The 15,284-nt window shown below is 30.7% G+C and carries 14 protein-coding genes; 13 read left to right on the top strand and 1 reads right to left on the bottom strand.

All coding sequences use genetic code 11. The features are described 5' to 3' along the window. Positions 1-87: 87 nt before the first annotated feature. The 7 genes from vanR (at position 88) to CDLVIII_RS30075 (ending at position 5,884) form a co-directional block, all read left to right on the top strand. Positions 88-786 carry a VanR-ABDEGLN family response regulator transcription factor gene (vanR, locus tag CDLVIII_RS18415; protein ID WP_009170976.1) on the top strand — a complete coding sequence of 233 codons (699 nt, stop codon included), beginning with the start codon at positions 88-90 and terminating at the stop codon, positions 784-786. Beyond that, positions 776-1,897, top strand: coding sequence for a vancomycin resistance histidine kinase VanS (vanS, locus tag CDLVIII_RS18410; protein WP_009170975.1), 1,122 nt, complete (start codon positions 776-778; stop codon positions 1,895-1,897). Before vanR ends, vanS begins: the two co-directional genes overlap by 11 nt. 93 nt (positions 1,898-1,990) lie before the next feature. After that, positions 1,991-2,956, top strand: coding sequence for a D-alanyl-D-alanine carboxypeptidase (locus CDLVIII_RS18405; RefSeq protein ID WP_009170974.1), 966 nt, complete (start codon positions 1,991-1,993; stop codon positions 2,954-2,956). 277 nt (positions 2,957-3,233) lie between these two features. Then, complete coding sequence (locus CDLVIII_RS18400) at positions 3,234-4,067, top strand: AraC family transcriptional regulator (protein WP_009170973.1); 834 nt, start codon at positions 3,234-3,236, stop codon at positions 4,065-4,067. A 92-nt stretch (positions 4,068-4,159) separates the two neighbouring features. After that, a complete protein-coding gene (locus CDLVIII_RS18395) occupies positions 4,160-4,804 on the top strand; it encodes an MBL fold metallo-hydrolase (RefSeq protein WP_009170972.1) in 645 nt (214 codons plus the stop codon). 264 nt (positions 4,805-5,068) lie between these two features. After that, on the top strand, positions 5,069-5,572 hold the full coding sequence (gene vanZ-A / locus CDLVIII_RS18390) for a glycopeptide resistance protein VanZ-A (protein ID WP_035302421.1): 504 nt from the start codon (positions 5,069-5,071) through the stop codon (positions 5,570-5,572). 120 nt (positions 5,573-5,692) lie between these two features. After that, positions 5,693-5,884 (top strand): hypothetical protein, encoded by a 192-nt coding sequence (locus CDLVIII_RS30075; protein ID WP_009170970.1) that lies wholly within the window; start codon positions 5,693-5,695, stop codon positions 5,882-5,884. Here CDLVIII_RS30075 and CDLVIII_RS18385 read toward each other — a convergent pair. Next, complete coding sequence (locus CDLVIII_RS18385; protein ID WP_009170969.1) at positions 5,844-6,395, bottom strand: DUF5662 family protein; 552 nt, start codon at positions 6,393-6,395, stop codon at positions 5,844-5,846. The genes CDLVIII_RS30075 and CDLVIII_RS18385 overlap by 41 nt on opposite strands. A gap of 469 nt (positions 6,396-6,864) precedes the next feature. Here CDLVIII_RS18385 and CDLVIII_RS18380 point away from each other — a divergent pair, with 469 nt between their 5' ends. From CDLVIII_RS18380 to CDLVIII_RS18355, 6 genes are all read left to right on the top strand, one after another. After that, positions 6,865-8,265 (top strand): MATE family efflux transporter, encoded by a 1,401-nt coding sequence (locus tag CDLVIII_RS18380; RefSeq protein ID WP_009170968.1) that lies wholly within the window; start codon positions 6,865-6,867, stop codon positions 8,263-8,265. 406 nt (positions 8,266-8,671) lie between these two features. Next, positions 8,672-10,909 (top strand): RNA polymerase recycling motor HelD, encoded by a 2,238-nt coding sequence (gene helD, locus CDLVIII_RS18375; RefSeq protein WP_009170967.1) that lies wholly within the window; start codon positions 8,672-8,674, stop codon positions 10,907-10,909. Positions 10,910-11,263: 354 nt separating this feature from the next. Then, positions 11,264-12,433, top strand: a complete 1,170-nt coding sequence (locus CDLVIII_RS18370) for a stalk domain-containing protein (RefSeq protein WP_009170966.1) — start codon at positions 11,264-11,266, stop codon at positions 12,431-12,433. Positions 12,434-13,005: 572 nt separating this feature from the next. Then, on the top strand, positions 13,006-13,497 hold the full coding sequence (locus tag CDLVIII_RS18365; RefSeq protein WP_009170965.1) for a sigma-70 family RNA polymerase sigma factor: 492 nt from the start codon (positions 13,006-13,008) through the stop codon (positions 13,495-13,497). Continuing rightward, on the top strand, positions 13,484-14,659 hold the full coding sequence (locus CDLVIII_RS18360; RefSeq protein ID WP_009170964.1) for a hypothetical protein: 1,176 nt from the start codon (positions 13,484-13,486) through the stop codon (positions 14,657-14,659). The genes CDLVIII_RS18365 and CDLVIII_RS18360 overlap by 14 nt, the downstream gene beginning before the upstream one ends. A 218-nt stretch (positions 14,660-14,877) precedes the next feature. Further along, on the top strand, positions 14,878-15,168 hold the full coding sequence (locus CDLVIII_RS18355; RefSeq protein WP_009170963.1) for a hypothetical protein: 291 nt from the start codon (positions 14,878-14,880) through the stop codon (positions 15,166-15,168). Positions 15,169-15,284 lie beyond the last annotated feature (116 nt).

Raw genomic sequence — 15,284 nt, 5'->3', positions numbered from 1 at the left:
TTTTCATAAGAAAATTATTATGATATAAACTTTTGTTTTGAGATACTATAATAATGAGTGTTTAATCAGGAAGAAAGGACAGAATTTATGAGTATTAATATTTTGGTTGTAGACGATGAGCAGTCCATAGCGGACTTAATTGAAGTTTATTTAAAAAATGAGGGTTTTACAATATACAAATTTTATAACGGTCAAGATGCGCTCAGATGTGTTGAATCGGAACAGTTAGAGCTTGCGATACTTGATGTCATGCTGCCGGATATTGATGGCTTTACTCTCTGCCAGAAAATTAGGGGAAATCATAATTTTCCTATTATCATGCTGACTGCTAAAGAAGAAGAAATTGATAAAATTACCGGATTGACACTAGGTGCGGATGATTACATAACTAAACCGTTTCGCCCTTTGGAACTTGTTGCTCGTGTAAAGGCACAGCTTCGCAGATTTACGAAGTATAATTCTGCTGAGCAAAATCAGGAAGAACACTTGATTGCTTTTTCCGGCTTGGTATTGGACATGGATACCCATGAATGTACGCTGAATGAAAAAAAGTTATCTCTAACACCTACAGAGTTTTCAATTCTTTGGGTTCTTTGCTCCAATCGTGGACGGGTGGTAAGTTCGGAAGAATTGTTCCATGAGGTATGGGGAGATAAGTATTTCACTAACAGCAATAATACTGTAATGGTTCATATTAGGCATCTAAGAGAAAAAATGCATGATAGTACAGAACATCCTAAATATATCAAAACGGTATGGGGGGTTGGCTATAAAATTGAAAAGTGAGAGAAATAATGACTATTCTAAGTTAAAAAGAAAGGTATTTTCTCAAATGCTTCTGATTACAGCGGCCGCTGCCGTGACTGTTTATCTATTGCGCTATATCCTGCGTGGACAGATTGGAAATCGTATTGTTCGATTTTTAGTGAGCGCTTTTAATTTTGACAATTCAGACGCACAAATAATCTATCAACTTGTAATTCGCAACAATATGGATATAATCCTTTTTGTTGTAATTATAATATTTTTAGTTATATTTTTTCTATTTTCTGTTTCATCTTGGTTTACAAAATATTTTGATGAAGTCAGCGCCGGAATGGATAGACTTGTAGAGGAATCAAATGATGAAATTACATTATCGCCAGAATTGGATTTTATGGAAAATAAGTTAAATCAGATAAAAAACAATTTGGAAAAGCAAAAGAAGGCTGCACTTGATGCTGAGCAACGCAAAAATGATTTGGTAGTTTACTTGGCTCATGATATAAAGACACCTTTGACATCTGTTATAGGATACTTAAGTCTTTTGGATGAAGCTTCTGATATGCCCCTTGCGCAGAAGGCAAAATATGTTGGTATTACCTTAGAAAAAGCTTATCGATTAGAGCAGCTTATAAATGAGTTTTTTGAAATTACAAGATTTAATCTTCAAACTATTATTTTGAATAAAGAGAAAATCAATTTACTGTTCATGCTCCAGCAGATGGCAGATGAATTCTATCCAATGCTGAACCCACAAGGAAAACAGGTGGCAGTCAATGTACCTGACGGTCTTACGTTGTTTGGAGACGCAGACAAACTGGCACGTGTGTTCAATAACATTCTGAAAAATGCCATAGCTTATAGCTATGAAAACAGTGTTATTGACATTTCTGCTAAGCAGCAGGATAAAAATATTGTTATAACTTTTACTAATCAAGGAAATCCAATCCCGCCGGCAAAGCTTGAAACTATTTTTGAAAAATTTTACCGATTAGATTCGGCACGTTCAACAAATACCGGCGGAGCAGGGTTAGGGTTGGCAATCGCACAAGAAATTGTCATGGCACACAATGGAACAATCTCTGTGGGAAGCAACGCAGAGCATACTACATTTACAGTAAATCTCCCGTCATAAGAAAATCTTAAGAATTTCATAAGATAGAATTCCCAAATAGCTCCTTATTCTGTGTTTAAATAATATCAGCACAGAATAAGGGGTTGTTTTATTATGGTACGAAAAGTAGAAAAGAAAAAGTCAAAAATACTAATATATGTAGCAGTTCTGTTGATGTCTGGAATTACTACTTTTGTTTATAAATATATTATTGTTTCGGGATATCAGCACATCTTTGAGAAAGAATATGGCGGTAGAATAACATCGGCTTCATCGTTTGATTCTTCTGTTCCTATATCTCCTGACAAGCTGAATAGTCCTAATGCAATTCTGATTCGTTTAAAAGATCATACCGTCCTAATGCAGAAAAATAGTGAAGAAAAAATCTATCCTGCTTCTTTGACTAAAATGATGACAGCCATTGTTGCCATAGAAAATTTATCTAATCTAAAGGAAGAAATCAAACTGACAAATTCTGCGTTTCAGGGACTGTATGGAGCAGATGCATCAATGGCAGGTTTTAAACCAGGTGAGCAGGTTAGGGCAATCGATTTGTTATACGGGGCACTGCTGCCAAGCGGTGCGGAGTGCTGTATTGGCCTTGCCGATCAAATTGCAGGTTCAGAGCAGAATTTTGTAAAGATGATGAATAAAAAGGCGGCTGATCTTGGGATGAAAAACACTCATTTTGAAAATGCCACAGGGCTTCAAAATGAAAATCATTATACAACAGTCAAAGATTTGTCTATTCTTCTAAGCTATGCATTGAAGAATGATACCTTCAGGGAAATTTTTACTTCATCTCGTCATTCCACAGCACCTACGAATAAGCATCCTCGCGGGATAACCTTTAACAGTACCATGTTTGAAGAACTCAAAAATCAAAACATTGTTGGCGGAGAAATTTTAGGAGGAAAAACTGGATATACCGATGAGGCCGGTCTATGTCTTGCGAGTCTCGCCAAAGTGGATGGACAAGAATATATTTTAATTTCAGCTGGTGCAAAAGGCGATCACCATTCGCAGCAGTATAATATTACTGATGCATTAGTTGTATACAACAGTATTGATAAAGGATAAAGTCTTTCAACATCACGCATGTTGGTGTTACTTCATTGAAATATGTTTAATAAAATAGTCCTTCTTTCAATGTTACTTATATGAACTATGTAGTAATTATGTCACTTTCATTTATATTTTTGTTAGATATGTTAAAATAGAACAAGAATTCTAGTGATTCCAATAAATAATTATAAGATAGTATTAATTTACAAAAATTATAATTGTAATAAATATGAGAATATTACCTTAATCATACTAATTTTTGAATTTAACTTAGATTATCATGGAGGAAATTATGAATATAATGAAAAACTTAATTTTTCATATTCACTACTGTAATTGTAAGCAGTTAGGTGAAGAAATGAAACATTTAAGTAGAATTAATAGAACACTTCAGCATCATGTATTAATTTTAATTACTACGGGTAATGGATATATTAGAACTCCACATAAAAGCTATCAACTTAAGGAAGGCACTTTGTTATATCTTTGTCCAAATGTTCAATACTCTGTAGAAGTTGAATCTGTGGATCCTATTTACTTTTTTTCAGTACATTTCAGTTATGCAATAGTAGGATTTGATAATAATAAATGGAATATTACAGATAAAGTTGATACTTTGCCTTTAGATTTTGTGCAAAAATTAAAGGATTATTATTTGGTTAATAATGCATTTAAGAAATTAGTAGATAATTGGATGGCAAAACTTCCAATTTATGAGTTCGTAACGAAAACTTTATTTCGGGAATTATTATTTGAGATTTTCCAAAATATAAAAAATAATAAAAATAATTATTCAGTGTCCTTAAAGGTTGATAAAGTAATTGAGTATATGCTAAATAATATAGATAATAAAATTACTTTAACGGATTTATCTGAGCTAGTGAGCTTGTCGCCCCAATATTTATCTAAAGTTTTTAAGGAGACTACAGGATATTCTGTTATAGAGTTTTTTAATAAAATAAAAGTTGATAAAGCTAAAGAATTGCTTATTGCTGATGATAAAAAAATAAAAGAAGTAGCTAAAATGCTTGGCTTTACTGATGAATTTTACTTTAGCAGGATATTTAAAAAAATTGAAGGCATAAGTCCTTTAGAGTTTTATCTTAAAAATATCCATGGATATTAAAATATTGCATGGAATAAATGGGTTTTCATGATTATAATTAGGAGATAATTATATATGAAAGAAGAGAAAATATTTAGAGGAGGATAATTTAAATGAAGATTAAATGGTTTGGACAATCATGTTTTATGATAACTTCTAAAAATGGAACAAAAATATTAACAGATCCTTATAAAAAAATGTTGGGGTATAAATTGCCTGAAATTGAAGCAAATATAGTATCTACTAGTCATGAACATAGTGATCACAATAATATAAAGGCAGTCAGCGGTGACTTTATGCATATAAATGAATTAGGGACTTTTTCAAAAGATGGGATTGAGATAAAGGGTATACAGACATTTCATGACAAAGCTTCAGGAGCTAAGAGGGGCAAAAATACCATATATAACTTTAAGGTTGATGGAATAAATATTTGTCATTGTGGAGATCTTGGACATACTCTGGATGCTAATATTGTAAAGGAAATAGGTAATGTAGATATACTGCTTCTTCCAGTCGGCGGGATGGCTACAATTGATGCCGTTGATGCAGTTAATGTAATGAAGCAGCTAAAACCTAGAGTAGTTATACCTATGCACTACAGAACGAAAGCATTGGGAATATTTGGTTTCATATTTGCCAAGGTTGATAAATTTATATCAGCTTCAGGGCTTAAAGTAAAGGAACAAGATATACTGGAATTAAACCAAGAGAATATTAATGATTATTCTGGTATTGTTGTTCTTAAATATGATTAAGATTTGATGCATCTTAAGGAAATCTTAAGAAATTCATAAGTACTTATTTAGAGAAAGCCTATCCCATTTTGATAGAATGAAGTTATCAAATCGGGTAGGCTTTCGTAATTTCAGAAAGAGAGCTTCTCTCATATGAAAAGAAAATAGATTTTGCTTCTACATAAATTTGAAATGTAATACAAAAGGTAAAGGAGATTAGATAAAATGACAGCATCCAATCAATTAGCTAGAGAAAATTTACAAAAAAGAATTAGAAGAGATTATATGGGAAAAGTGTTATCTAGAGGATTGCTAGCTTTATATTTAGGGATACTAATCTGGTTAGTCTTATTCAAATTACAATACAATATTTTGTCAGTATTTAATTATCATCATAGAAGTCTTAACTTAGATCCATTTACTTTTCCTTTAAAGTTAAATGGAAGTATTAATTTCGGGGAGCTAATAGACAATATTATAATTTTTATTCCTTTTGGTGTGCTCTTGAATGTCAATTTCAAAAAAGTTAGATTTCTATCTAAGCTTACTTTGATACTGGTTTTTAGCATTACTTGTGAACTAATTCAATTTATCTTCGCTATTGGAGCGGCAGACATAACAGATGTAATTACAAATACTGTTGGAGGCTTTCTTGGACTGGTATTATATAGCTTGAGCAATAAGTATGTTAATAATAAAAAATTAGACAGAGTTATTATTTTTGTTGGTATACTTTTGCTAATTTTACTGCTATATTACCGTATTCATGTACTAATACTAAAATATTAATTACAATTATTTGTATAATTATATAAACAATATTTAAATTGGTGACATAATTAGAGCATAGATTAACCAGAATATAAAATATCATAATAATGATATTTTATGAAAGGGAGTTGTGATACTATGAATGTTTTGAAAGAACTTATTGCTAGAAGTGTATTAGTTGTTGTATTAAATGATGCGATTATATTTTATATAATCGGTAAAAGTTCTCGGAAAATAACATTGCCTATAGCAGTTGGAATTATAGCAGTCACATGTATCGCATTAGTAATTAATATTTGGTATTGCCTACATCGGAATGGGATAATATAAATTTAATGTATGTAAAAGTTTTATCTTCTCCCTCATTGGCAAGTTTATTAAGTAAGATTTCTAAAAGTTCTCTTACTTCTTTATGTAATATATAATAATGTTTTCTCTTTTCATAATAGGCGAGTGGACATTTATCGTCATACTTTTCTTTTAAATAATTTTTTGAAGCACATACTCTGTCTATAAACATTTCTACAACATACTTAACAGGCATTTTCATTCCCATTAAGCCATCTTCTTCATTTATTCCATAATCAATCCAATATTCAAAATGATGTTTATTTCTGCCTTTATGATGTAGCCATGCTGCTGAATATCCTTCCACAGTTTTTTGAATACTATTAGGACTTACATATCCTCGATAATATTTCATTCCAGCTGAAAACTCCACAAATGAATATTTAGACAGATCATGAAGTAATCCTTGTTTATATAAACCTGCTTTAAAACAATACTTCATAACTAATAATTTATGATTAGTTATAGTTTTAAAATGATTAACAATATTCATAATTCTCATTTCTCCTAGTAAGGCACAATCCCCAAAAATACGTCGGGGCTTCGGCTTATTATTTTTTATGCGATTAATCTAAAATTGCTTTTATTAAGTTTGTACAAGTATAATACTATTATATATTTTTTATATTTAAACATAAAGAGGGAAAGTTAAAGCAGCTTAAATGACCTCTTCTAGAAGCACTATTGCTCTTTATAGGTAGGTAGAGAAGTAAAGAAAATGTACAGAGAGGGTATGAAGATAAGGTAGTGTTTATAATCCATGTAACCTAAAAGTAAATTTCATGATGGAAAAATTAATTGTAACATTTTATGAATAGATAGAGTATAATTTGTAGTGCTATGCAGTATTTTGATGATTGATAAAATAAATCTTGATAATACTTGTATATTTCATATAATTATACTTTATATGATTACGATGTTATAAATGAAATTTTACGAAGATTTTAGGGGGCGATTTTATGGCTGGAACTAGAAATTTAACACAAGGTAATCCTGCTAAGTTAATATTATTATTTACTGTTCCATTATTAATAGGTAATATATTTCAACAATTTTATAGTATAGCTGACACATTTATTGTTGGACGTACTATAGGTATTAATGCTTTAGCTGCCGTTGGTTGTACAGGCAGTATAATGTTTTTGATTTTGGGCTTTGCTCAAGGTTTAACAGCGGGTCTTTCAATTATTACGGCTCAGAAATTTGGTGCAGGTGATAAAAAGGCAATTAAAGAAAGTTATTTTACAGGTATAGTAATTAGTATGATAGTAACTATAATTCTTACTGTTATAAGTACAATTTTTGCAAGGACTATATTAGAGGTAATGAATACACCAGTGGAAATTATAGAGGATGCATATAACTTTGTATTTATTATATTTCTTGGAATAATAGCATCAATGTTTTTTAATTTTTTCTCAAACATTATAAGAGCATTAGGTGATAGTAGAACGCCACTACTATATTTAGTGGTAGCATGTATTTTAAATGTAGTTTTAGAGTTTGGATTTATTTTGATTTTTAAAATGGGGGTAAGAGGAGCTGCACTTGCAACTGTGATAGCACAAGGAGTTTCCGCTTTATTATGCATATGGTACATAAAAAGAAACTTACCAATACTTAAGTTAAAAAAGAATGATTTAAAAATATCAAAGGATGTTTTTATAGAACATGTAAAGATGTCCTTACCGATGGCCTTCCAAGCATCTATAATAGCAATTGGTGCTCTTATAGTACAATTTGCACTTAATAATTTAGGTGCTGTTTCTGTTGCTGCATATACAGCAGCTCAAAAAATTGATAGTATTGCAATTCAACCAATGATGTCCTTTGGTATTACAATGGCTACCTATACAGCTCAAAATTATGGTGCTAAAAAATATGAAAGAATAAAAGAAGGAGTAAGAAAATGCATTCTTATATCAGTAACCTTCAGTGTTATTGTTGCAATTATTAATATATTTGGAGGCCATTTTCTAACAGCAATGTTTGTTGGAGATGAGCAAAAAGAAGTTATTTCATTATCACAAACATATTTAACATCTAATGGAATTTTTTACTTTGTACTTTCGCTGCTTTTTATATATAGATATACCCTTCAAGGCTTAGGCCAAAGCTTTATTCCAACTATTGCAGGTATTATGGAATTATTAATGAGAACTTTTGCTGCAATAATGTTATCAGGACCATTTGGATTTTTAGGGGTATGTTTATCAAATCCTTTAGCATGGTTTGGATCATGTATTCCACTTGCTTTTGCGTATTATATTACTATAAGGAAAATAAAACATGACCAATTGGGAAAAGAGAAATATATAAATGACAGTGATATGAGTGAGTGTAGTTGTATGAATAAGTAATAATAAAACTAAAACGTCTAGCTGCAGTGGCAACAATAAACTAATTTTCTACTTTAGACATATCTAAAAACCCATGAAAATCTGAATTTTGGATTTTTGTGGGTTTTATTTTATAGATTTAGAAAAAGGTTTCATATATAATCTTAGAAATGATTTTATTTTTAGATTTTGATATGACGGAGTGAATAAAGATAAATATTAAAATGCATCAAAAAAAGATATTTATCCAATGACAAATATCTTTTTTATTGACACAACAAAATAAAAACGATACAATGAATTAGATATCGCATAAATTATTATGTATAATATACTTCTCTAACTATATTATACATCTTCAAGAAAGTGATGTCAATAGTGTTTGGAAATAATTTCACTAAATTATTTTTTAAAGGAGTGAAACATTATGAACAATAATGACTTAGAATGGAAACTTGAACATGAATGGCTGCAGGAGGTGCTTAAAGAAGCTCAAAAACAATTTGATGAAAAACGTAATTTCAAAGAAAAATTTAAAAGTGACGCAATTGAACTGCAAAGGGAGTTATGGGAGGATGTAGGTTCTGTTTCTATAGAAAATGGATTAGAACAAATTGTAGGTTTCATGCAGTCTATTAATACCATGAAAATACAGAAGAGAAGCCATGAGTTCACAAGAAAGCTTGAGGAAAAATACGAAAAAGTACTTTTGTCACCATATTTTGCAAGGATGGATTTTATTGAAAAAGGTGAGGAGAGGGCTGAAAAGTGCTATATAGGAATATCCAATCTTATTAATGATGATTTTGACTTTCTAGTATATGACTGGAGAGCTCCAATTTCTAGCATGTTTTATGATTATGAAATTGGAGGAGCAGAGTATAAATGCCCTGAAGGAACTGTAGATGGGAAACTCACCCTTAAAAGGCAGTATAAGATTAATAATGGTAAACTTGAGTATATGTTTGACAGCAACCTTAAGATAGATGACGAAGTATTACAGGATATCTTGAGCAAAAACACTGATAGCAAGATGAAGGCTATTGTAACAACTATACAAAGAGAGCAGAATAAAGTGATTCGTAATGATGAGTATAAAAACCTGATTGTTCAGGGGCCTGCTGGAAGTGGGAAAACATCTGTTGCTCTTCATAGAATTGCCTATCTTTTATATAAGAATAGAGATAAAATAACTCCTCGAAATATAGTGATATTTTCTCCAAACGACATTTTCAATGAGTATATTTCTAATGTATTACCTGAACTTGGAGAAGATAATATGAATCAGACTACGTTTAAGGAGTATATGCACAAAGCCTTAGGCAGTGAGCTTAACAAAGAAAATTATAGCGAAATGATGGAGGCTATTTTAACCTCAAAGAAGGAAGCAGCTTATCAAATAAGGATCGATAATATAAAATTTAAAGCTTCAATGGAATTTATAGATATATTAAAGAGGTACGTAATCTTCCTAGAAAAAATGGATAGAAACTTTAAAGATATAACATTTAGAGGCAAGCTGATAATTTCTACGCGGGATTTAGAAGAACTGTATTTCAAAGATTATGTACAGCTGCCACTAAAGAGGAGGCTTCAAAAGATAAGGGAGAGAATTTTATTTCTTTTAAAACCTTATGAAGAACATCGGATAGAAGAAGTAGCTGATGAACTTAAGAATTCGGATTCGTATATGGATAAAATTGAAATTATGAAACATAGTACAGCTAGAGTAAAGGACGAGCTAAAACAGCTTTATTATGAAATCAATAGAATGACAGAGTTTAATTTACTGGATATTTATAAAAAGCTATTTGAGAACCTAGAGTTTTTCTTAAGAGATTTAAATATTGAATACAAGGAGAAAAAAATTGATGAAATAAAAGGCTATACTTTAGAAAACCTAAGGATACGAAAGCTTAATTATGAGGATCAGCCGCCACTCTTATATCTAAAAGGTGCACTGGGAGATCTTCCTAAAACCTCAGAAATTAAATACGTTATTATTGACGAGGCCCAGGACTATTCACCGCTGCAATATGAAATTTTTTATCAGCTCTTTAACCATGCAAGTATGACTATACTTGGAGATTTAAATCAATCCATAAACCCATTCATGAATGTAGGCGATTATAAGAATATCTCTCATATATTCACAGAAGATAGTACCTGCATAATAAATTTAACTAAAAGCTACAGATCCACAATGGAAATTACTAAGTTTTCAAGAAGGCTGCTAAAAAAGGAGATTGAGGCTCAATGTGTAGAAAGAAGTGGAGAAGAGCCTTTACTTCTTGGATTTTCAGATGAAGATGCAATAAAAGAAAAACTTCTTGAAGATATAAAAATATATAATGAGAAAAAATATAAATCCATTGGTATCATAACAAGAACCGCAAAGGAAGCAAATGAGGTATATAATTTCTTAAAAGATAAGATTGACGTTAAGGTAATAGTGAAGGATGATGATGAATATGTGAGTGATACCTTGATAATCCCTTCTTATCTTGCTAAAGGATTAGAATTTGATGTAGTGCTTATATATAATGCAGGAAATGAAAATTACAATTGTGAGGAGGAGAGGCTTTTGATTTACACTGCTTGTACCAGAGCACTCCATATTTTATGCGTATACTACTTAGGAAAGATGACATCATTGATTGAGTAAAGTATAAGTCTTGTTTTTAGATTTTAAGATTTTTTATAAAATTTTATGATTTTTTGCAACACTTCTCTAAGTTGGATTGTATTACTAATAGAAGACACAATTGAAAAATAGCTAGTCCATCTGCTAGTCCCTCTAGTAGGCTATGTTGTATCAGGCTGATTAGGCAGATAAACTTAATATGTCCGGTCAACTATGAGTGCTATCTGTCTTCTTGTCTGATGAAATAAATATATTCATGGCAATTTTGGGACTTGTTATTTTCATTCATGTGTCTAAAAAGAAAAATTAAGATATAAGCACATAAAAATAAATATAATACTCGATTATACGAGCTTAGAAGGAGTAGATAAAATTATGAAAAAATTAATGATAGGTATATTAACAGCAGTAACAATTATGGGGATGTCAGCTCAAGCATTTGCAGCAGATTCATTTAGTCATAAATCTAATCCAGCGCAGATCATCGGAGGTGATATTCCAATATCAAACTCTGCACCTAAAGATGTGGATATCAACAAGGTATCGATAGGCGGGAAAAATATAGAGCTTGGAGTAAATGGTGTTTCAATATATAAAGGTAAGATTATGGTTCCGCTAAACACTACAGCAGAAAGTCTTGGGTTTAAAGTTGAGGCAGGTAATGATGATAAAACTATAACCTTAGATAATGGTAAAATTAAAGTAAATGTTTATGTAGGAACAGATGGTTATTTTATATTAAACAATGATCCTAATTCTATGTCAGTGATGATGATGCATATATTAGGTGCGGAAACTATAAAGATTGATAATGTTGTATATGTACCAATTAATTTGTATAATGAGATATTAAATGATAAAAAAACAGTAGGCAGTTTTTTTGTAAGGAATAAAGATGGACAATGGATTTATTCAATTAATGGAGATCTTGCAACAGGATGGAAGTTAATAAATAATAAGTGGTATTTTATGAATAATAATGGCATAATGCAAAAAGGTTGGGTTCAAACTAATGGCGTGTGGTATTACTTGTTAGATGATGGAGAAATGGCTGTAAATACAGTGACTCCAGATGGATATAAAGTAGATCAAAGCGGTAAATGGGATGGTAGTCCAGCATCTACTGAAGGAATTCAGACTCCAGGTGTTGACGATTTAATAAATCCAGTCGTAAATTATGACACTATAGAAGATGCTCAAAAAATATTAAAATATAAAATCACAGTTCCAAAGGAATTATTAGGTAAATATAATATCAAGTATATAAATACTATATCAAGAGAGTTATTTCAAATATGCTATGTAAGTAATCAAGGTGATATTTTATTTAGAATGGGACAAGGAACTGAAGATATAAGTGGTGACTACAATAACTATACAACTAATAGTACAATAAATATAAATGGTAGCAATGTTAAACTAAAAGGAGACGATAATCTAGTTAAAGTTGCGGCTTGGAGTGCAAATAACATGTCATATTCTATTTCAGTAAATTCTGGCATGGCTCAAGATGATATAATAAAAATAGTAAAAAGCACATTTTAATCATAGATATCAACTTTGAACTTAAACTTATGTGGTGATTAATCGAAATTACATACATTTTTATTCCATAGGACTTATGAAATTTTCACTGGAAAGTTCTAAATGCGAGCTTGCATCCATTTCTGCATGCCCCCGAAACAAGTTCGTGACAAGCAGTAAATGGAACAAGCTATAGAGGAAACTCGACTCACATTCGTTCACTGAGTAAGCGATTCACACCAAATCACAGATTTGGGTTCTCTGCTTAAGAACTTTCATCAGCTTAATTTCAAATGCCTATTTCATAAAAATGTATATAATTTCTAGTATAGGTACACACAAAAGTTTAACTAAAATAGATAATATATATAAATTCTTGAATTGTTTATCTATATAGATAAACAATTTATAAACTTAACTTATATATAGAATAATTATTCACACTTGTTAGATCCTAAGTTGGTCTCTTCACTAGAAATCATAAATATTTTTATAGTTTTTCGGAATAAAAATATTTATGATTTCGGTAAGTTACCACATAAGTCTAAGTGTAAGGAATACATTGTGCTGCTGGATGGAAGGATGAGTTTTTTATGAAAGAGGTTTCATTGCGTACGGATGAAATTATTTCACAAGATTTGGATCAGTATGGAGATATGCTGCTGAGACTTGCATATTCATATATGAAAAATATATATGATGCAGAAGATGCTGTTCAAGATGTTTTTATACAATTGCTTAAAAATATGGAAATATTTGAAAGCGAGGAACATAAAAAGCATTGGCTTATTTGTGTCGTCCGAAATATCTGCAAAAATAAATTGAAATCAGCTTGGTTTAAAAAGCATGTAGAATTAACGGACATGCCTTATTACGATGAATATAAAGATAATAATGTTTTAAATCAGGTTCTAAAGCTCCCACTGAAATATAGGGAGATCATTCATTTATATTATTATGAAGGATATACCACGGTTGAAATATCAAATATAGTGGATAGGAAAGAAGCAACAGTAAGATCATTACTTAGCAGAGGAAGAAACCTGCTAAAAAAAGAGCTAAAGGAGGAGTATGATTTTGAGTAAGAGATATAATGAAGAAATAAATAAAATAGTAATGAATGATGATATGAAAAAAAGAATACTCCAAAATGTCTTGAATGCAAGTGAAAATGGTGATGAAAAAAATATTAAAGTTGAAACTACTTTACCAAAGGTAAAAAAATCTAATAATATTAAAAGAAATATGCAGGCAGCTGCAGCAGGATTTACTGTAATTTTATGTTTAAGTATAGCTAAAGCTTATCCTATGCTTCTAAAAAGTGCACCTGATGGTCTAAAACAGAATGAAGCATCAGAAAATCATGATGATGAAAATAATGACTTAAAATCCAGTGATGATAATGAAGTGGTTAATAATGAGGATAGCAAAGAAGTCTCTGGTAATAATAAAGAAGATCAAACCTTAAATCAGAATAAGAATAATCATAATAGTGGTGATGGTTCTAAAAAAGAAGAGAATAATGCCAGCTCAGAAATAGAAACAGAAGAAAAAAACAAGTATAACTCACAATCAAACTCAGGCTCAGAGGTAGTGCAAAGCCAAGCAGCACCAACTGATGATAATAAAGCTACAGGAAATTCAAATATTTCATCAAAAACAAATACAGAAGAAGCTGTTAATAATAAAGGAAATAGTAATGTAACAAGGCCAGAAACCCAAACACCTCCTGGGGATAAAAAGGAAAATAGAAATGTAGCAGGCACAAAGCCAAAAGCAGAATCTGAAGATGCAATGCTGGATAAAATGCGAGTAAATAATACAGATAATAATGTTTCAGAGAACTCAGTTATGTCAGCTGAAGATGTAAATTATAATCAAGAATATAAGACCTTAGATGAAGCTGAAAAAGCATTAAATTTAAAAGTAAATTCATTAAAAACAGTGCCTAAAGGTTATGAAATGGAAAACGTAAGCACTATATCAAATGAAATAATACAAGTAGACTATAATAATGGTAATAGCAATATAACTTTCAGAGCAGGTATAGGCACTGATAATATAAGTGGGGATTATAATGTGTACCAAGTTAAGAAGACAGTTAAAGTAAATGGACTAAATGTGAATTTAGAAGGAAACAAAAGTGAAGAATATAACTTAGCTGTATGGGAAAAAGACGGCATATCATATTCAATTTCAGCTGAAAATGGAATTGACGAAAAAACGATATTGGATATGATTTCGTAATATCTGAAGGACGTACTTTTTGAGTATCACGGAATTTGAGTTATAAATATTAGCTTAATAAATAAGATAAGTAAATAATATAATAAAAATAGCTGAGGCTTTCTAGATTCAGAGGGTCTCAGTTTTAATTATTTAATGATATTGTATATCAAGCTTTGTCATATTTAAGTTTTATTGAATATTATTAATTAATAAAAGTTTTGAATGGAGTGCGATATATGAAAACTATGGATAAATTTAAGTTTTTTACAAGGTTTGCTGAGTTAGATGGGCTGAAAAACGTAGATGCAGGTAGCAAGATATTGAGAAATTTAGCTGGTCGTGGTGATGAGGTTTGCTTAGGGCAAAGACAAGTAGGAGAGAGAAGTTACCATATTTTCTATTTAAACAAGAGTGAATTTTGTGTTTATTATCATGGAGGTGGCACAGATTCACTATATTGTTCGGAGAAATTAGATGACGTTTTAGGTTATGTAAACAACTTAAAGGCCGAAGATTTCAATTACTAGGGAAATATCTTCTAATAGTTTTTGAAATCTCTAAATTTGGGTAACATGTTAAATTAAAAAAGGGTATAATTGAAGTTTTTGATAATGCACATGAAAATAAGTATTATCAAAAACTT

Source organism: Clostridium sp. DL-VIII (assembly GCF_000230835.1).
GTDB lineage: Bacteria > Bacillota > Clostridia > Clostridiales > Clostridiaceae > Clostridium.
Note: the sequence above shows the minus strand (reverse complement) of the source record. Positions and strands in the feature narration are given on the sequence as shown.

Coding starts and splice junctions, on each gene's coding strand:
- vanR (WP_009170976.1), top strand. CDS start 88: ATGAGTATTAATATTTTGGTTGTAGACGATGAGCAGTCCATAGCGGAC.
- CDLVIII_RS18405 (WP_009170974.1), top strand. CDS start 1,991: ATGGTACGAAAAGTAGAAAAGAAAAAGTCAAAAATACTAATATATGTA.
- CDLVIII_RS18400 (WP_009170973.1), top strand. CDS start 3,234: ATGAATATAATGAAAAACTTAATTTTTCATATTCACTACTGTAATTGT.
- CDLVIII_RS18395 (WP_009170972.1), top strand. CDS start 4,160: ATGAAGATTAAATGGTTTGGACAATCATGTTTTATGATAACTTCTAAA.
- vanZ-A (WP_035302421.1), top strand. CDS start 5,069: ATGGGAAAAGTGTTATCTAGAGGATTGCTAGCTTTATATTTAGGGATA.
- CDLVIII_RS30075 (WP_009170970.1), top strand. CDS start 5,693: ATGAATGTTTTGAAAGAACTTATTGCTAGAAGTGTATTAGTTGTTGTA.
- CDLVIII_RS18385 (WP_009170969.1), bottom strand. CDS start 6,395: ATGAATATTGTTAATCATTTTAAAACTATAACTAATCATAAATTATTA.
- CDLVIII_RS18380 (WP_009170968.1), top strand. CDS start 6,865: ATGGCTGGAACTAGAAATTTAACACAAGGTAATCCTGCTAAGTTAATA.
- helD (WP_009170967.1), top strand. CDS start 8,672: ATGAACAATAATGACTTAGAATGGAAACTTGAACATGAATGGCTGCAG.
- CDLVIII_RS18370 (WP_009170966.1), top strand. CDS start 11,264: ATGAAAAAATTAATGATAGGTATATTAACAGCAGTAACAATTATGGGG.
- CDLVIII_RS18365 (WP_009170965.1), top strand. CDS start 13,006: ATGAAAGAGGTTTCATTGCGTACGGATGAAATTATTTCACAAGATTTG.
- CDLVIII_RS18360 (WP_009170964.1), top strand. CDS start 13,484: ATGATTTTGAGTAAGAGATATAATGAAGAAATAAATAAAATAGTAATG.
- CDLVIII_RS18355 (WP_009170963.1), top strand. CDS start 14,878: ATGAAAACTATGGATAAATTTAAGTTTTTTACAAGGTTTGCTGAGTTA.